The sequence below is a fragment of the Paraburkholderia sp. RL17-337-BIB-A genome (genome assembly GCF_046025895.1).
GTDB classification, from domain to species: Bacteria; Pseudomonadota; Gammaproteobacteria; order Burkholderiales; family Burkholderiaceae; genus Paraburkholderia; species Paraburkholderia fungorum_C.
Genome location: NZ_JARESY010000001.1, coordinates 2,514,226 through 2,530,992 on the forward strand (window position 1 = coordinate 2,514,226; position 16,767 = coordinate 2,530,992).

Below are 16,767 nucleotides of genomic sequence, written 5' to 3' on the forward strand. Positions count from 1 at the left end.
ACGGGCTGCTTTCGGAGCGCCTTCAGGGGTCTTCTATCACGGTGCCGTCAAGCGGTGACCCGGCGGCAGCTTGACCACCTGCAGGAAGAAGCCGAGACGACGCACCGCTTCGATGAACGCGTCGTACTCGACCGGCTTGGTGATATAGACGTTGCAGCCGAGCTCGTAGCAGCGCGCGATTTCACGTGGATCGTCGGTCGTGGTCAGCACGATCACGGGCACCGCGGCGGTCTGCGGCGAATCCTTCAGCCGCCGCAACACCTCGAAGCCGTCCACGCGCGGCATTTTCAGATCGAGCAGCACGACGAAATTCGTCAGATCTTCGCGCGGCGGGTATGGGCTCGCAGCGGCGTCCGCCGGCGCGGGGCCGAAGAAATAATCGAGTGCCTGCTGGCCATCGCGAAAGCGCACGCAACCGTTCGAAAGTCCGGCACGGCGCAGATTGCGCTCGACCAGCGTGGCGTGGCCGTCGTCATCTTCGATCAGCACGATGCTGACCGTTTCCCCGTGACTCATATGCCCTCCGTGCTGACGATCCATTTTTACATAATGCTTTTAACTGGCCCCACAGTGTCCCCTGCGGCGCATTACGGCTCAATTCCGGCTTAACCCGGCTCATTCTGGCTCAATGGCGCGCGGGCTGTTCCGGCAGCACGACGAAAAAAGTCGACCCCGCGCCTTCCGCCGACTCGACCCACACGCGGCCGCCATGCCGTTCCACCATCCGCCGCACCACCGCGAGGCCGATGCCGTCGCCGTCCGCGACGTCGCCGTGCAGACGCTGAAACGCCCGGAACACCTTCGACATATATGCCGCCGGAATGCCGAGGCCGTTGTCGCGCACATAGTAGGTGCGCGTGCGCAGCGCGCGCGGCTCCCTCTTGTCGACCGCTTCCAGCTCCGGCTCCAGCGCGCCGATCTCGATGCGCCCATTGCGCGCCGGGTCGAGATAATTGAGCGCGTTGCCGATCAGGTTGCTGAAAATCTGCTCGATCGCGCCCGGATCGCCCCATGCGGGCGGCAACTCGCGCACGGTGACCACCGCCCTGCGCTGCCCGATCGCGCTCTGCAGCGCATCGACCACGCGGCGCACTACCCGTCCGACACTCACCCGCTGCCACTGGTATTCGAGCCGGCCGGCACGCGAGATCCGCAATAACGCGTCGATGATCGACGCCGCTCGCGTCACCGCGCTGCGCAAATATTGCAGCGATTCGCGCACGTCGCCGTCGAGGATATGCACCATACGCCGGTGCTCGGCCTCCGGCAGTTTCGCCGCCGCGACGATGCTGTCCAGTTCGTCGCACGACACCTGCAATTCTCTCGAAAAGCCCTGCAGATTCACCAACGGCGAGCGCAGATCGTGCGACACGCTGTAGATGAACATTTCGTTGTCTTGCGTCTCCTGGCGCAGCTCCTCGTTGACGCCCGCCAGTTCCCCCGCGCGCGCTTCGAGCCGTGCTTTCAGCAGGGCCTGCTCGCTTTCGGCCTCACGCAGGCGCGCGCCGGTCTGGTGCAGTACCGCGTCGAGCGCGGCGATTTCGTCGCTGCCGGAGAGCGGCGCCGCGAGTTGCCGCCCATTGCCCAGACGTTCCGCATTATCCGTCAACACCTCCAGCCGCCGCCCAATACTGCGCGCAAACACCATGGCGGTGGCCGCCCAGATCAGCATCGAACCCAACACCGCGGCGATCAGCGCGTATTGCTGGCGTTCGCGGCGCCGTGCCAGGGCCGCGCCGCGCTCGGCGTCGAGCCGCGAAGCCTCGTTAGTAAAATCAGCGAGCTCGTTGCGAAACAGCGCGATTTGCCGCGGGAGCGCGCCGGGGTCCAGCGAGGCAAACGAATTCAGGTTGCGTCCGGCGTGCAGCGCCTGCGAGACAGTGGCGGCCTGCGCGCGATACGTATCGATCGCCTGCTGCATCTTGCGCACGCGCTCGACCTGTTGCGGCGTATCGGCCACCAGCACCGCGAGATTCGACAGCCGGTCGCCGAGATCGACCCATACGGTGTGGCGGTCGATAAACGACGGATCGCCGACCACCATGCTCGTGCGGACCCGCGCGGCCTGACGCAGCAGCGGATCGACAATGGCCGACGACTGATAAAGGATCTGTTTGCTGTTGCTGACCCACTGCGCGGCCTGCGCTGTCTGCTCCTGGGTATCGAAGACGACGCCCAGAAGCGCCAGCTCGACCACGCTCGGCACTGCAATCAGCAGCAGACCCTTGGTGAATAGTTTCATGTTCGCCCGCAGGGTCGCGAAGGGTCACTCATGCCGCGGCGGCGCGCCCGGACCACATACCTCGGCGTGCGGGCGGCCCCTCGCGGTGCCAGATTGGCGAGTCCGCCGCGCAACAGCCGGACGGGCCATTATCGACGTGAACGTGAGATATTTCAACGTAGCGGCAAGATGCGCTCGCCCACACAAAAATGACTTTTTTATTGGTATGAGATGTTTTTTCGGTGGCGCGTGCGTCTATGATGGAGACAGATGTGCTGGGAAGCGAAAGCGCGCGGCGAGGCGGTTCGGCATGATTCGTGCGGGAGGCGGTGGACGGCGCAGTCGCCGAATCACCGTGAATCCGGCCCTGTCGTATGCTATAAAAGCTCGACGTGCGGCGCGCGAAGCCGGGAGTTGTCGCATGAGGACTCTGCGTTTCTTGCAATTCTTTTTCAGGCGAATTTTTATGTCCTTCCCGAAAAAGCGTAGACGCGCGAAGGTGGACGGCGATGAGTCGTTCCTCGCGGTACTACGGCATTTCAAGCCGTTCGGCCAACTCGACACCAAAATCGCGCGCGCTCGTGCGCAAGACGAACCGGTGCTCTATGCGCATGTGCTGCCCGGGCTCGACGTTCTCCTGTGCAGCGTACGAGGCGCACAGCCGCCCTATCCCGCGCCGGCCGAATTGCGGCGGCGTTGTATCGAATCCATTACCAATGCGTTGGAACAGCCGCTCGATGGGCTCGAGAACGGCGGGTACTGGTACGAGGCAGACGGATTTGGGTTCCTGGTGTTTGCGAGCCGCGCTCGCGGCAAGATCCTCATGGAATTTGGCGCGACCCGAGTGGGGGGCGCCCGCCGCGGGGTTCGCAGGCAGGATGCTGCGGGAGACGCCGCGCCGCGCTCGTTAAGGTAAGTCCTTTTTCTTTTTTCTTCCTCTGGCAGCGCCGTTGTCCGTACGTTCGCGGCGCTGATCCTCTTCTGTCATTTCCCGTTCGCCTGCGCGGTGCTGCGCTGGTTTGCCCACGCCCCTACGGCATCGCCTTTCCTTTTTTTCCCGCTGTGCAGTCAGGGTTCGCCCCGTGGCGGGGGAACGCTAATCAGCCACAAGAAAATCAAGGAAAGGGCAGCGCCGAAGGTCCAACTCCACCAATCCGCAGGCAAGGCAAAAAACATCAGCTCCCCTTATATTCGGCTGCGCTGGCCGGCGTCACGACAGCAGGTTTCTTTTCGGAAGCAGCCGGTGCGGAAGCGCCGCCCGAAGATTTGTTCACGGGCACGCCATCGAGGGAAATCGCCGCTTTTGGCTGCTGCTTGACGCCCGGCGGCGGCGCGCTTGGCGCTTGACGAACCTGCGACAGCAACTGCGCGCACGGCAGCGGTTTGTTATTGCTAGGCGCGAGCAGCGGAATCAGTGCCGCGAACGGATTGATCAAGCCGAGTCCGACTGCGGCGCCGCCTCGCAGCGCCAGCGCGGCGGCATTCACGCCCACGTGCGGATCCTTGAACGTCCCCTTCACGTACAGCGGCGAGCGCAGCGAGAACACCCGGAAGCCCTTGGTATGCGGATGCACGCCAAGATCCATGGTCTCGTCGCGCATATTCACATTGCCGTCGATGTCGATCACCGCGTCGTCCGTGTCGAGCGCGAAGACGCGCGAATCCAGTACGCCGTTCGTCGCAACAAAGTCCGCCGCGGCGCAGTTGATCTTCACGTCGCGTTTGCCGAACAGCTTTTCATAGACCACGTTGGCCACGTTCAGCCCCGCTGCTTCCATCAGCAGGCGGCTCACCGTGCCGTCGGTGACCAATGCCTTCACCTCGCCGTTCGACGTCGCCGCCAACGCCGCCGGCGAATTGCCCGTCGCGGTCAGCGCGGCGTCGCCGTTGATTTCACCGAGCGCGTTCTGCATCGTCTTGAAGTTGGGGAACAACTGCTTGAGCTTCAGATGCCGTGCTGAGGTCGCGAAGCGGCCCTTTAGCGGCGTCGTGCCGCCGTCCAGATGAATGTTCGATGACAGCGAGCCGCCCGCCACGCCGAACTTCAGCGGCTCGAGCGATAGCACGCCGTCGGTCATCACGACGTGGGTGTACAAGTCCGTGATCGGCAAGTCGGGGCTCTTCACGATGCGGCGGCCGGTGAACTTGACGTCGGCGTCGATCGCCTTCCAGCGGTCGGTGCGGAACTCTTCGACAGGCAACGCCTTGTTGCCCGGTTGCGCCGTCGCATCACCACGCTTGGCCTTGCTCGCGTTCGAGTCCGCGCCGATGATCGGCGCCAGATCGGAGAATTGCAGCAGATGCGACACCAGTTCGCCCTGCAATAGCGGACGCGGTTCACGTGCCGTATAGATCAGCGAGCCATTCAGATCGCTGCCGCCTACCCGGCCTGTAAAATTTTCATACTTGAAGACGTTGCCGCTGGACTTGAACTGACCGACCAGACGCCCCTCGGTCGCATACGGTGGCGTGTCGGGCAAGGTCACGCCGGTCAGCGAATAGAGGCGCGCCAGGCTGTTGCCCTGCAGCCAGAGGCGCAAATCGACCGCGGCGAGATGCGCCGGATCGGTGATCGTGCCCACGAGGCCGACGTGCAGATCGCCGGCCTTCACATCGGCCTGCACCGGGAACGGCCGGTTCGCGTCCTGCAACGCCAGCACGCCGCCCACCTTGCCGCTGCCGGATACCGGCGTCTTGTTGTACGTACCCTTCACAGTCCAACCGATCGCATACGGCGGGATAACCGGCTGCGCGCCGTTCGCCGTGCCGGCCTCGCTGGCGTTCGACGCGGAAGTCGCCGCCGCGCCGCCCGCGCCCTCGCTTGCACCACTTGCACCGCCCGCACCACTTCCACCACTTGCACCGTTCGACCCACCCGCAACCAGCGCACCCGAAGCGCCATTCGCCGCCGTCGCGCCCGAAGCGGTGATATCCGTCGACGACGCGCCGGACGCCGCCGCAGCGGAAGCCGCCGCGGCTTCCGATGCGGCCTGCGCATTAGCCTGAGCGGTGAGCTTGTTGGCGCCGGCCTTGCCGATCGCCTCCGCCGAGGCACTGCGCGAGGCCGCCTCCTGCTGCTTCATTGCCTCGCCGATCGGAATCGGTTGACCGAGCGTATCGATGGCAATCTGCATCTCGACCTTTTTCTGCTGATCGGACAGCGCGATATTGCCCTTGGCAAACGCGATGTCGTGCAGATCGAGCTTCCATTCGGAAGGACCCGTGGAAGCCGGCAGTTTGAAGGTCCAGTTGTTGCGCCCATCCAGCAGGCGCTCCAGATCGACCGACGGATTCACGAGGTTGATCGCGGGAATCACGATGTCGTGCGCGAGCAGCGGCAGCACCTTGACCTCGAAGTCGATTTCATCGAGCGTGGCGAAGTGCGGTTGTTGGGTCCAGTCGGGGTTGCCGATCGTGATATTGGCCGCCGAGAAACGCGGCCAGGGCACCCAGCCTCGCCAGCCGGTTTCGCCGACCGGATGCCGCCACCCTACTTTCAGATCGCCGTTGATCGCGAACGGCCGGCCGATCGCCTGGGTGACCTTGTCGTCGATGTAAGGGCGGGCCCGGTTCCAGTTGAAGGTCAGAATGAAAATGATCAGCGCGATAATCAGAACGACGATGATCGCCACCAGCCACGCGATGATTTTGCCAATCCGCCTTCCGATCGTGCTCGACACTGCCATTGAGAAGCTCCGCCTTGTTCTTCGTCGTGGATCGGGGCAGCACGTATCGTGCCTGGAGGTCGTGTCCAATCGGCGTCGTTTTATCGTGCCGCGCAGTTCAAGCGCAGATTCGGCAATAATTCGGTCGCAGGTTGCCCGCAACTAAAACGTCGTTGCAACGCCTCGGCGTGGCGTCTGATTCAACGCAAAAAATCCACCACGATCCAACTCATGACCGATGTTCCCTTCGTCCTCGCCGAGGGCATCGCCCGACGCGATGCCTTGCGCGGCCAAACGCTGCTGCAACCGACCACCTTCGCCCTCCGCGCGGGCGATCGCGTCGCGGTCACCGGTCCATCGGGTTCGGGCAAGAGCGTGTTTCTGCGCGCCCTCGCCCTGCTCGATCCGCTCGATGCCGGACGCATCATGTGGCATGGCGCGCCCGTCGAGCGCGCCGCCATTCCGCGTTACCGGCGCAACGTCGCGTATATCCGGCAGCGGCCCGCGCTGCTCGACGGCAGCGTCGAGGACAATCTGCGCTACCCGTTCGAATTGCGGACCTATCGCGACGTGCGTTTCGATCGCGCGCGCGCCGCGAAGCTCGCCGCCCAGGCCGGCCGTGCCGATGACTTTCTCGACAAGCGCGCGAGCGAGTTGTCCGGCGGCGAGGCGCAGATCACCGCGCTGATCCGGATTCTGCAACTTGCGCCCGAAGTGCTGCTGCTCGATGAACCGACCGCCTCACTCGACCCGGAGTCATCGCACGCGATCGAAGGCCTGGTGCACGCATGGTTCGATGCCGAGCCGGGCCGGCATGCGTCGATCTGGGTATCGCACGATCCGGCGCAAGCCGCGCGCATGAGCGAGCGGCACCTGACGATGCGCGCCGGTGTGCTCGATGAATCCGCGGCAACGCCCGCGCCGCAGGAGCTCGACCGATGACATTGCAAAACCTGAGTCTCTGGGACGTCGCGATCGCCGCGTTGCTGATCGTGGTGAACGGCGTGGTGTCGGTGGCGCTCAAGCTGGACCTCGAACGCAAGCTCGCGTGGGCGGCGGTACGCACCGTCGTGCAATTGCTGGCAATCGGGTATGTGCTCGGCTGGGTGTTCCGTTACGACCACTGGTTCGTGGTGCTGCCCTTGATGATCGTGATGACGCTGATCGCCGGCTTCGCTGGCGCGCAGCGCGGCAGCCGCATGTATGCGGGTCAACGTGCGGACAGCGTGCTGTCGATCTGGGTCAGTTCGTGGCTGGTTGCCGCGGTCGGACTCTTCGTCGTGATCCGCATTCATCCCTGGTACGAGCCGCAGTATGCGATTCCGATTCTCGGCATGATCCTCGGTAATACGCTCACCGGGGTGTCGCTCGGTATCGAACGGATGACCGAGGAACTGACCGCGCGGCGTGACCGTGTGGATATGGCGCTCGCACTCGGCGCGACGCGCTGGGAAGCGGCCCAGGCGCCGGCGCGCCAGGCGGTGCGGGCGGGCATGATGCCCACGCTGAATCAGATGGCCGTGGTCGGCGTGGTGAGTTTGCCCGGCATGATGACCGGGCAGGTGCTGGCCGGTCAGTCGCCGTTGCAGGCAGTGCGCTATCAGATCGTGATCATGTTCCTGATCGCGGCGGCGTCAGCCTTGGGGACGGTAGGTGCGGTGCTGCTCACGTATCGGCGGCTCTTCTCGGCGGAGCACCGGTTTCTGGCAGCACGGCTGGTGGAGCGGGCCGCGGCGCGGCGGTGAACGGGGGTGAGTGGCGGCGAGTGGCGGTGAGCCGCGCTAAGCGGCGGTGAGCGGCGGTGAGCGGCGATGCGTGGCGATGCGTGGCGGCGAGCGGCGCTGAGCCGCGCTGAGTTGCGTTCAGCGAGACAACAAACAGGCACAGCGCGGCGAGGTTGCGTCGCCGGCTCGCCCAGCCCACTGTCGCGAAAGCGGCTGATGCGTCACCTACGCCTCAACGTTTCGCGGTCACCGCCACTTCGGTGCCGTCATTGAGCGTCAGCGTCTTCGTGGTGCCGTTGGTCGGCATCGTAAAACGCAGAATCTGGCTGACGCTTACGTCGTTCGGACACTTGAGCGTTTTGCCGCCGCTCGTCACCGTCTTTACGCCATGCGGCGTCTGCGCCTGGAAGCTCAATTGCACGGACGCGATGCCGTCACCGCCGACCACCGGCGCAAAGCGGATCTGCGTCTGGCGAATCATCGCGCCGTTGGTATCGACCGGCAGCGACGAGTAATTCGGGCAGCTATCCGTGGCCGGCACGGGGCCGCCGGGCGGCACGGTTTTCCACGTGAAATCGTCCGATTCGCCGGAGCGGATCGTGCGCGTTTCCTGTGAATTGCCGAACTGTTTCGACGTGACGCGGACCGTGTAACGGATCGGACCGTCGAGGGCGGATTGCGACGTCACCGTGATCGGTGTGGCTGCGTGAGCCGCCGGCACGAACATGCCGGGCGCGAGGGCGCACGCAAGAGAAGCGACAACTGAAACGGCGGAGAGTTTGAAGCTTGAGCTCATACTGTCACCTCGTTGTTGTGCCGCTGCGCGCCCGCTTAAGCGCTATTGCCACTGCACCGCCTGACCGAAGCCTGATGAGGCTGATGATGCCCGTTGGGACCGGCCAGACGAGCCGCGAGACACGCAACTGTTTGAGCATGATGCCCCACCAGTCTACCGCCAAGCGGCGCCGCGCGCGCTTCATACGAATCGGGTGTTAACCCCCTTGCGTTGAAGCGCCTTCTGCGCGTGCGATGTGACAGAAGCGCCGAACTCGCTCCGTTCAGAAGCCCGTCAGCACCAGCTTGCCGATCGCGCGCCCCTCTTCGAGCAACTGATGCGCACGGCGCAGGTTCGCCGCGTTGATCTTGCCGAGATTCTGGCCGACCGTCGTGCACAAGGTGCCCGCGTCGACGAGACGCGCCACCTCGGTCAGCAACTTATGTTGCTCGATCATGTCCGGGGTGCCGAACATCGAACGCGTGAACATGAACTCCCAGTGGAACGCGGCGCTTTTCGCCTTCAACAGTTCGACCGGCACCGGGTGGCTGTTTTCGACGATCGAGCAAATGCGGCCCTGCGGCTTGATTACTTCGGCAGCCGCCGGGAAATTCTTGTCGGTGTCGTTGAAGATCAGCACGTAATCGACCTGGTCGATGCCGAGCTTTTTCAGTTGCGCGGGCATGTCGTCGAAGTGATCGACGATATGATCCGCGCCCAACTCCGTCGCCCATTTGGCCGACTCGGGACGCGAAGCGGTCGCGATCACTTTCAGCTTCGCGAGTTGCCTGGCCAACTGGATGCCGATCGAACCGACCCCGCCCGCCGCGCCGACGATCAGCACCGTGCGGCCTTCATCCGCGCCTTGCGGCGATACGCCGAGGCGGTCGAAGAGCGCCTCCCAGGCGGTGATCGCGGTCAACGGCAACGCAGCGGCGTGCGTGAAATCGAACGACGCCGGTTTGCGCCCGACAATGCGCTCGTCGACCAGATGAAACTCGCTATTCGCCCCCGGCCGCGTGATGCTGCCGGCGTAGAAAACCGGATCGCCGACCTTGAACAGCGTGACGTCCGGACCGACCGCCACCACCGTGCCGGCGGCGTCCCAGCCGAGTACACGCGGCGCTGTCTCGACGGTGTCTTTCGGCGCGCGCACCTTGGTGTCGACCGGATTGACGGAAATGGCTTCGACCTTCACCAGCAGATCGCGGCCGGTGGCTTCGGGTTTGGGAATCTCGACGTCGACCAGCGATTCAGCTTGATCGATCGGCAAATAACGATAGAGGCCTACGGCTTTCATCACAGCTCCTGTTCTTCTCGATGAGGTTGGGAGGTCGGCGACCGTTACCGGCGGCGTGGGGCGCCGCGCGTGCAATCGATCGCATTGCCGTCATCCTAAGGGGGTTCTTCTTTTCATAAAAGCATCATAACGGCTGAAACATTTTTTTGGATTTCAGAAGAAGGGATCTTCCTGCTCGTTCGACACCCACTGCACACCCCGCCGCCAAAGCCTCATCCGGCGAACTGGTGAGCGTGCTCGACAGTTATCCGCTCGCGGAGAATGCGGCGATCGGCGCGCCGTGACGGTTCCCCGCGAATCAACTCACCGGCACCATCAGCGTTTGACGCGCCCGCCACCGCCTGCTTTGCCGTCGGAATTGACATCCGTGTGCGCGTCATTCTGCGTCTCTTGCTGATACTCGTCGCCGCCACGGCGGTCCGTATCCTTGAGTCCGTGCTCGATGTCGCTATGCGCCTGCTTGCCGACATGCCGCGGATTGTCCTCGTGCTGCGATTCCGGGTCCTGATCGGTTTCGTGCGGCAGCGGCGCGGACGCCTCCTGCATCGATCGCGGATGCTTCTTTGCGTGCGGGTCGGCTTGCTTGCCGCCGTCGGACGATTGGGATGAGGCCTTCATGACTTGCTCCTGTTTCAGATTGAATGACTTCGGCTGGATCGCGCTCACTGCGCATCGTCCAGACGCTTTTTCATTGCCGTGGTGATGCGCTGACGCGTCTTCGCGTAGTCCGCCCAAGGGTCGCGCTTAAGTTCCTGGAGACGCTCGTGGACGTTTTCAATGGTCCATTGATCGCCGCTCGTCGTCGTGGCGACTTCGTCCCATGCGAGCGGCACTGAAACGCCCAGGCCCGGCCGGGCGCGCGCCGAAAATGCCGCCACCGTACTCGAGCCCCGGTTGTTGCGCAGATAGTCGACGAAGATCTTCTGCTTGCGATTCTGCGCACCCATCTTCGCGCTGAAGTACTTGGGCAGCGTCGCCGCCATATGCTGCGCGACCGCTTGCGAGAATGCCTTCACTTCGTCCCAGCCGGCTTGCTTCGCGAGCGGCACCACGACGTGGAACCCCTTGCCGCCGCTCGTCTTGCAAAACGAAGTCAGGCCGAGTTCATCGAGCAGTGAGCGCGTCAGTTGCGCGGCCTCGATCATCCGCTCCCAACCGAGCGACGCATCGGGGTCGAGATCGAACACCATGCGATCGGGTTTTTCGATGTTCGACGCTACGGCATTCCACGTATGAAATTCGATCGTGCCCATCTGCGCGGCGCCGACCAGCGCCTTGAGCGTGTCGACGGTAATCAGCGGCGGATGGCCGGGGTCGAGTCCAGGATGCTGCGTGACGTTTGGAATCGACAGTTTCTGGCTGTGCTTCTGGAAGAACAGCTCGCCGCCGATGTCCTCGGGTGCGCGCACCAGCGACACCGGCCGCTCCCGCAGATGCGGCAGCATCCAGTCGGCAACCGACTCGTAGTACTGCACGAGATCGATCTTGCGGGTGCCGGTGCTTTTGTCGATGATGCGATCGGGATGGGAGACGCGAACGCCGGCGACTTCGGCCGGTGTCGTGGCCGTTTTTGATTTCGCCGCGGTGGCTTTGGTTGCGGACGTCCTGGTTGCTGCAGCTTTCGCTGCCGGCGTGCTTTTGGCCGACGTCTTTGCTGCAGAGATTTTCGTCGCGGCCGCTTTCGTCGCAGACGTCTTCGCGGCGCTCGTTTTAGCAGGCTCGGCTGCGGCACTCGCAGCGGTCGTTTTCGCCGTGCGCTTCTTCGGAACGGCCTCGGATGCGGTATCGGTTTGCTGTTGCACATCGGCTCCTTTGCGGGGTGCTTCCTTGACGATCTGGCGCGCCGGCTTGTCGTCGCGCAGACTCACGAACGATGCCTGCCGCACGATGCCATCGCTCGTCCATTCAGCGAAATTGCATTCGCAGACGAGTACCGGCTCGACCCAATGCACCGGCGTCCTGCTGCGCTCGCGCGGCGCGCTGGCGAACGGCATGCGCTTGGTCTCGTGCGCATCGAGCGCCTTCTTGACCGAGCGCAGCAACGGCGCGTCGAAGCCCGTGCCGACACGGCCGGCGTATTGCAACTTGCCCTTGCCGTCGTGCACGCCGAGCAATAGCGCACCGAACGCCGCACGGCTGCCCGAGGGCTCCGAATAGCCGCCGATCACGAACTCCTGGCGCCGCCGGCACTTCAATTTGATCCACGCGGACGAACGCCCCGATGCGTAGCCGCTGTCCCGCCGTTTGCCGATGATGCCTTCGAGCGCCATGTCGCATGCGCTCTTCAGCAGATCGTCGGCGCTGAACGCGAAGTCGTTGGAGAAACGCAATACGGCGTCGTCGCTCGATTTGCCATCGTGGCCGTTCCCGTCGTGGCCGTCCTTGTCGTGGCCGTCCTTGTCGTGGCCGTCCATTAATGCGCACAAAATCGCGCGGCGTTGTTCAAGCGGCACGCCGCGCAAGTCGTAGCCGTTCAGGAATGGAATGTCGAACAGATAGATGACGATATCCTGCGGACGGTTCGAGTCGAACGCGTTTTGCAGCGCCTGAAAACTCGGCACGCCGTTTTGATCGAGCACCACGGCTTCGCCGTCGAGCCACGCACTTTCGATGTCGAGTCGTTCGAACGCCTTCACCTGCTTGCCGAACTTCGCCGTCCAGTCGTTGCCCGCCCGCGTGAACACCGTGACCGCCCTGCTCTTCGCCTTTCGTTCGATACGGACCAGCACGCGGTAGCCGTCGAACTTGATTTCGTATGCCCAATCATCGCCGGGTGGCGCGGTGTCGACGAGCGTCGCCAGTTGAGGCTTGAAGGTGGCAGGCAACGCGGCTTTGAGCGCACCTTCGATCGAGGGCGAGGCGGCAAGCTCGAGTAGCGACTGCGTGGTGCGCGTGGCTACGATATCGGTTTTTTTGGGGTCGGCGCGGTTTGTTGAGGCGGCTTTTGCGCGGCCCTTACCAGTCGTTGTGGAATGTGGGGAGTCGTTTGCACGCGTCGCGGTCTTTGCGGTCTTTGCGCTCGTGGTCGCGGCGTTTGCGCCACTGGCGGTGTTTGCACTTGCAGCACGCTTGCCCCCGGCATTCCCGGCTGTGGATTGCGTGGACCTTGCGCCTTTGCCCACCGGTGCACTGCCGTTTAACACACTGCCTGGACGTTTCTTCAGGACGTCATATTCGCTTTCATCGCGGGCTTCGTTGTCGCGCTCCTTGATCAGCAGCCACTGCTCCTTGTCGCCGCTGCCGCGCATATGACTGCGCACCAGCGTCCAGCCGCCGTGCAGTTTTTCGCCGAAGAGCCGGAATTTGAGCTTGCCCGCCTTATACGATCCAGCCGCCTCCGCCGCGCCGCCGACCGGCTCCCACGTCCCGCGATCCCATACGATCACCGTTCCCGCGCCGTAATTACCAGGCGGGATTTCGCCTTCAAACGAGCCGTATTCGACCGGATGATCTTCGACATGCACCGCGAGCCGTTTCACCGACGGGTCGAGACTCGGTCCCTTGGGCACCGCCCATGACAGCAAGGTGCCGTTCAGTTCGAGCCGGAAGTCGTAGTGCAAGCGCCGCGCGTCGTGCTCCTGAATCACATACGAGAGCGTCTCGCTCGCATCGCGCGCCGCGGTTTTGCGGGCGGCTTTCTTCCGCGCGGCCGCGCCCGAAGGCTCCGGCGTTTCGTTGAAACGGCGCTTGCGGTTGTAGAGATCGAGCCGATCGCTCATGGAGGTGGACCTCGTTGCGAGTGGAGCCGTCGCGGTGTAGCGGGCAAGTACGCGCTCAATTGAGCGATCAGGCGGCCGCGCGGCGTTTGCGTGCCGTCGGCGCCGTCTTCGCGCTGGCGCCGACGCTCTTGCCGCCGCTGCGGCTCGTACTCGCCGAGCGCGTCGCGCGAGGCTTCTTGCGGGCTGGCGCGACGGGCTCGTCATTGGCGTCGGTGTCGGCGGCCCCGTCCTCATCGTCCGCGGCACGCTTGCGCGTCCCCCCTGCCGGCTTGCCTTTGCCGCGACCGAGGCTGCGCTTGAGCAGGTCGGACAAATCCAGAATGTCCGCGGATTGGCGCGATTCGTGCGGCGCCTCGACCTCGGTGATTTCCTCGGTCTTACCCGCGCGGATTTTTCGGTCGACCAGCGCCATGATGTCGTCGCGGAACGTGTCGTGATACTGCGCGGGATTCCACGTGTCGCTCATGTCGTCGATCAGCTTTTTCGCCATGTCGAGTTCGCGCGCGGTGACGCCGGCGGCCTTCATTCCTTCAGGTGGCAGCTTGAATTCGTCGAAGTCGCGCACTTCGGCGGCCCAGCGCAGCGTGTTCAATGCCAACACCGGTCCGACTGGAATCAGCGCCGCGAGATGCTGCTTGTTGTGCAGCACGACGCTTGCCACGCCGATCTTGCCCGACGCTTTCATCGCTTCGCGTAGCAATGCATAGACCTTTTCGCCCTTGCGGTCGGGTGTCAGAAAGTACGGCGTGTCGAGATAGAGAAACGAGATGTCCGGGGCGTCGACGAAGGCGAGAATATCGACCGTCTGCGTCGACTCAGGATTGGCCGAGCGGATCTCGTCGTCCGAGAGGACGACGTACTTGTCCTTTTCGTACTCGAAGCCGCGCACGATGTTCTCGCGCGTCACATCCTTGCCGGTGCGCTTGTTGATCTGCTTGTAGCCGATCGGATCGATCGAGCGCTTGTCCAGCAGATTGAAACCGACTTTCTCCGACTGCGTCGCCGGATACAACTGCACCGGTACATGGACAAGGCCGAAGCTGATTGCGCCCTTCCAGATCATGTGTGCCATCGTGCGCTCCCCAAGGCCTAGGACCTTCGGTGAAGCAGCAAGCGTGCCACGGTTTTCCGGCTATGACTGGCGCGGCGCCGTACTGACCGTGGCGGGTATCGGCTGTAAGTCTTGCGTCATGTCGGCAAAAGATACGGAGTTTTGTCGGTTTGTGGCGTGGTTGTGGAGCGCTTATGGGCGTGGTTGTGGAGCGCTTATGGGCGTACTTGCGGCGCGCGCTCATGGCGAACGTCGGCATCAGGCGCCGCTCGTTGGTTCGAGCTCGACCGGCACTCCGGCGAAGCCGCGAAACCGCACGCGGCCGCCACACGTCGGCTCGCCGTCGAGACGGTACGCCGGAAAGCGCTGCACGAAGCGGCCGATGGCAATACGCGCCTCAAGTCGCGCGAGCGACTTGAGGCGCGTATTGGTGAATGCCGAAGCCGAACGCCAGATGCCGGTTCGGCTCGCGGCGGATGTCGAAGCGGTCCGATTGCGCGAACTGCTCGGGGTCGCGATTGGCCGCGCCGATGCACAGTGTGACAGGCCGGCCGCCTGTGACCGCAACGCGGCCGATCCGTGTCGACCGTTGCCATCCGGTTACGTGGCCGATCTCCGTGCCGACGGTTGCCATCCGGTTACGTGGCCGGCTGCCTAGAGAATTGCCTCGCGAGGCGGTTGTCGCCTGCTCCCTTGTCAGTTTCCCCCGGCGGGCCGCACGTCGCCGACCCGTTACAATGACGGGATTTTCCGCGCGCGTCGCGCGGCCGCCCTTTCCTGCGTCAATGCGTCGTCCATGAACCTCGTCATCCAAAGCACCGCGCCCCTTTCCGTCGACCACCACAAAACGCTCGTCGCCCTCGCGCGCGGCTCGCACGCCGCCGTCATCGATGCGAACGCGATTCGCATCGCCGATGCGAAGGTTGCGCAGCGTGCCGACCTCGAAGTCTATTGCGGCACGCATCAACTGGACTACGCGTTTGTCGAACCCGGCCGCCAGTTGCGTGATTTCGGCCTTGTTGCGATGGACATGGACTCGACGCTGATCACAATCGAATGCATCGATGAAATTGCCGACTTTTGCGGTTTGAAAACAGAAGTGGCCGCGATCACAGAAGCGTCGATGCGCGGCGAAATCAAGGACTTCAACGAGAGCCTGACGCGCCGCGTGGCGCTCCTCAAGGGACTCGACGCCGGCGCGCTCGAACGCGTTTACGAAGAACGGCTGAAACTCTCGCCGGGGGCCGAACAGATGCTGGCCGGCGCGAAAGCGGCGGGCCTGAAAACGCTGCTGGTGTCGGGCGGCTTCACGTTCTTCACCGAAAAACTGAAGGCCCGGCTCGGCCTCGATTTCACGCGCGCGAACACACTCGAAATCGTTGATGGAAAGTTGACTGGCAACGTGATCGGCGAGATCGTCAACGCCGATGTGAAAGCACGGACGTTGCGCGAGACATGCGCTCAACTGGGCATCGAACCGACGCGCGCGATTGCGATGGGCGATGGTTCGAACGATCTGAAAATGATGGCCGCCGCGGGACTTTCCGTTGCATTCCGCGCGAAGCCGGTGGTGCGCGAAGCGGCCAGCGTGGCATTCAACTACGTTGGGTTGGATGGCTTGCTGCGTCTGTTCTGAAGTTCAAGTTGCGCTGGCCGATGCAGTGGCGGCCAGCGCGGGCAGGAACACTATCTTTTGAAATCCGCGAACATGAACATGGCCAGCATGCTGATCCCAGTGATGATGATCACAGCGCCGTGCCACTTCAGAACACGGGCGTAGTTTTCGTCAGATTGCAGATACGTAAACAATTTGTGCATGAGTGCCTCCCAGAAAGTAGATTAGTATAAAAGCTGCGTTATCTAAGAAATCTAATTCAGGTGCACATGTAGGATTGCAAACAGAACAGCAGCAAGAGATGTTGCCAAAATCGAAATCACGATCGCCGCGCGCGACAACGCCCCGGTAACAAACCGTTTCTGCCCGTCACTAATGCATGGGGCTGCTTCGACATGGTGTGCATTGACCAAACACAACATCACAATGCTCGAACAGGCGAATGCCAGCATGCAAAATCCAGCAATGGCGCCCTCCAAGATAGGCATTCCGTCGCGCCCCACCTCCAGCGCAGTCACCGCCTCATAAACCGCGGCCGCGCACAATCCAATCGCACACCAGAACAGTTGGCCGTCTTTCACCGATGCGGCGATCAACGCCTTCGCGACGCGCCAGCCGTGCGTGGGTGCGACGAGCGCGAGCGTAAAGATCGGGCCGACAATCGGCACGCCAAGATTCAGCAACATCCAGAAAAATA

Annotated in this window: 15 protein-coding genes and 1 pseudogene; 5 read left to right on the plus strand and 11 right to left on the minus strand. The window is 63.3% G+C overall.

What is annotated here, in order from left to right; translation table 11 throughout:
* Positions 1-36: 36 nt before the first annotated feature.
* A complete protein-coding gene (locus P0D84_RS11290) occupies positions 37-516 on the minus strand; it encodes a response regulator (protein WP_408336197.1) in 480 nt (159 codons plus the stop codon).
* Between the two features lie 109 nt (positions 517-625).
* Positions 626-2,242, minus strand: a complete 1,617-nt coding sequence (locus tag P0D84_RS11295; protein WP_408336200.1) for a sensor histidine kinase — start codon at positions 2,240-2,242, stop codon at positions 626-628.
* A 400-nt stretch (positions 2,243-2,642) separates the two neighbouring features.
* Here P0D84_RS11295 and P0D84_RS11300 point away from each other — a divergent pair, with 400 nt between their 5' ends.
* Positions 2,643-3,137, plus strand: a complete 495-nt coding sequence (locus P0D84_RS11300) for a hypothetical protein (RefSeq protein ID WP_211615402.1) — start codon at positions 2,643-2,645, stop codon at positions 3,135-3,137.
* 259 nt (positions 3,138-3,396) lie between these two features.
* Here P0D84_RS11300 and P0D84_RS11305 read toward each other — a convergent pair whose 3' ends face one another.
* Entirely contained in the window at positions 3,397-5,907 is a 2,511-nt protein-coding gene (locus P0D84_RS11305; protein WP_408336204.1) for an AsmA family protein, read from the minus strand.
* 210 nt (positions 5,908-6,117) lie between these two features.
* Here P0D84_RS11305 and P0D84_RS11310 point away from each other — a divergent pair, with 210 nt between their 5' ends.
* Complete coding sequence (locus tag P0D84_RS11310; RefSeq protein ID WP_408336207.1) at positions 6,118-6,828, plus strand: ABC transporter ATP-binding protein; 711 nt, start codon at positions 6,118-6,120, stop codon at positions 6,826-6,828.
* Positions 6,825-7,631, plus strand: a complete 807-nt coding sequence (locus P0D84_RS11315; protein WP_408336209.1) for an ABC transporter permease — start codon at positions 6,825-6,827, stop codon at positions 7,629-7,631. The genes P0D84_RS11310 and P0D84_RS11315 overlap by 4 nt, the downstream gene beginning before the upstream one ends.
* A gap of 211 nt (positions 7,632-7,842) precedes the next feature.
* Here P0D84_RS11315 and P0D84_RS11320 read toward each other — a convergent pair whose 3' ends face one another.
* Positions 7,843-8,406 carry a DUF6013 family protein gene (locus tag P0D84_RS11320; RefSeq protein ID WP_408336212.1) on the minus strand — a complete coding sequence of 188 codons (564 nt, stop codon included), beginning with the start codon at positions 8,404-8,406 and terminating at the stop codon, positions 7,843-7,845.
* Between the two features lie 262 nt (positions 8,407-8,668).
* Entirely contained in the window at positions 8,669-9,685 is a 1,017-nt protein-coding gene (locus P0D84_RS11325) for a zinc-binding alcohol dehydrogenase family protein (protein WP_408336215.1), read from the minus strand.
* A gap of 146 nt (positions 9,686-9,831) precedes the next feature.
* Between P0D84_RS11325 and P0D84_RS11330 the strand changes: the two genes are divergently transcribed.
* Positions 9,832-9,969, plus strand: a complete 138-nt coding sequence (locus P0D84_RS11330; protein WP_408336218.1) for a hypothetical protein — start codon at positions 9,832-9,834, stop codon at positions 9,967-9,969.
* 31 nt (positions 9,970-10,000) lie between these two features.
* Here P0D84_RS11330 and P0D84_RS11335 read toward each other — a convergent pair whose 3' ends face one another.
* The 4 genes and pseudogenes from P0D84_RS11335 to P0D84_RS11350 all read right to left on the minus strand — a co-directional run.
* Positions 10,001-10,303 (minus strand): hypothetical protein, encoded by a 303-nt coding sequence (locus P0D84_RS11335; protein ID WP_408336221.1) that lies wholly within the window; start codon positions 10,301-10,303, stop codon positions 10,001-10,003.
* A 44-nt stretch (positions 10,304-10,347) separates the two neighbouring features.
* Positions 10,348-13,404 (minus strand): DNA ligase D, encoded by a 3,057-nt coding sequence (ligD, locus tag P0D84_RS11340; protein ID WP_408336224.1) that lies wholly within the window; start codon positions 13,402-13,404, stop codon positions 10,348-10,350.
* Positions 13,405-13,471: 67 nt separating this feature from the next.
* Complete coding sequence (gene ku, locus P0D84_RS11345; RefSeq protein WP_408336227.1) at positions 13,472-14,476, minus strand: non-homologous end joining protein Ku; 1,005 nt, start codon at positions 14,474-14,476, stop codon at positions 13,472-13,474.
* 237 nt (positions 14,477-14,713) lie between these two features.
* Positions 14,714-15,146 (minus strand): annotated as a pseudogene (locus P0D84_RS11350) (cytochrome P450); the annotation flags it as partial.
* Positions 15,147-15,251: 105 nt separating this feature from the next.
* Between P0D84_RS11350 and serB the strand changes: the two are divergent.
* Positions 15,252-16,091 carry a phosphoserine phosphatase SerB gene (serB, locus tag P0D84_RS11355; RefSeq protein WP_408336230.1) on the plus strand — a complete coding sequence of 280 codons (840 nt, stop codon included), beginning with the start codon at positions 15,252-15,254 and terminating at the stop codon, positions 16,089-16,091.
* Positions 16,092-16,141: 50 nt separating this feature from the next.
* On the opposite strand, the gene P0D84_RS11360 is transcribed toward serB, so the two are convergent.
* On the minus strand, positions 16,142-16,273 hold the full coding sequence (locus P0D84_RS11360) for a hypothetical protein (protein WP_408336233.1): 132 nt from the start codon (positions 16,271-16,273) through the stop codon (positions 16,142-16,144).
* 51 nt (positions 16,274-16,324) lie between these two features.
* On the minus strand, positions 16,325-16,738 hold the full coding sequence (locus P0D84_RS11365) for a hypothetical protein (protein WP_408336235.1): 414 nt from the start codon (positions 16,736-16,738) through the stop codon (positions 16,325-16,327).
* Positions 16,739-16,767: the final 29 nt, after the last annotated feature.

Excerpts from the sequence above, each read along its gene's own strand:
- P0D84_RS11295 (WP_408336200.1), bottom strand. The coding sequence starts at position 2,242 with ATGAAACTATTCACCAAGGGTCTGCTGCTGATTGCAGTGCCGAGCGTG.
- ligD (WP_408336224.1), bottom strand. The coding sequence starts at position 13,404 with ATGAGCGATCGGCTCGATCTCTACAACCGCAAGCGCCGTTTCAACGAA.
- P0D84_RS11325 (WP_408336215.1), bottom strand. The coding sequence starts at position 9,685 with ATGAAAGCCGTAGGCCTCTATCGTTATTTGCCGATCGATCAAGCTGAA.
- P0D84_RS11310 (WP_408336207.1), top strand. The coding sequence starts at position 6,118 with ATGACCGATGTTCCCTTCGTCCTCGCCGAGGGCATCGCCCGACGCGAT.
- P0D84_RS11315 (WP_408336209.1), top strand. The coding sequence starts at position 6,825 with ATGACATTGCAAAACCTGAGTCTCTGGGACGTCGCGATCGCCGCGTTG.
- P0D84_RS11320 (WP_408336212.1), bottom strand. The coding sequence starts at position 8,406 with ATGAGCTCAAGCTTCAAACTCTCCGCCGTTTCAGTTGTCGCTTCTCTT.
- P0D84_RS11360 (WP_408336233.1), bottom strand. The coding sequence starts at position 16,273 with ATGCACAAATTGTTTACGTATCTGCAATCTGACGAAAACTACGCCCGT.
- ku (WP_408336227.1), bottom strand. The coding sequence starts at position 14,476 with ATGGCACACATGATCTGGAAGGGCGCAATCAGCTTCGGCCTTGTCCAT.
- P0D84_RS11300 (WP_211615402.1), top strand. The coding sequence starts at position 2,643 with ATGAGGACTCTGCGTTTCTTGCAATTCTTTTTCAGGCGAATTTTTATG.
- P0D84_RS11305 (WP_408336204.1), bottom strand. The coding sequence starts at position 5,907 with ATGGCAGTGTCGAGCACGATCGGAAGGCGGATTGGCAAAATCATCGCG.
- P0D84_RS11335 (WP_408336221.1), bottom strand. The coding sequence starts at position 10,303 with ATGAAGGCCTCATCCCAATCGTCCGACGGCGGCAAGCAAGCCGACCCG.
- P0D84_RS11290 (WP_408336197.1), bottom strand. The coding sequence starts at position 516 with ATGAGTCACGGGGAAACGGTCAGCATCGTGCTGATCGAAGATGACGAC.
- serB (WP_408336230.1), top strand. The coding sequence starts at position 15,252 with ATGAACCTCGTCATCCAAAGCACCGCGCCCCTTTCCGTCGACCACCAC.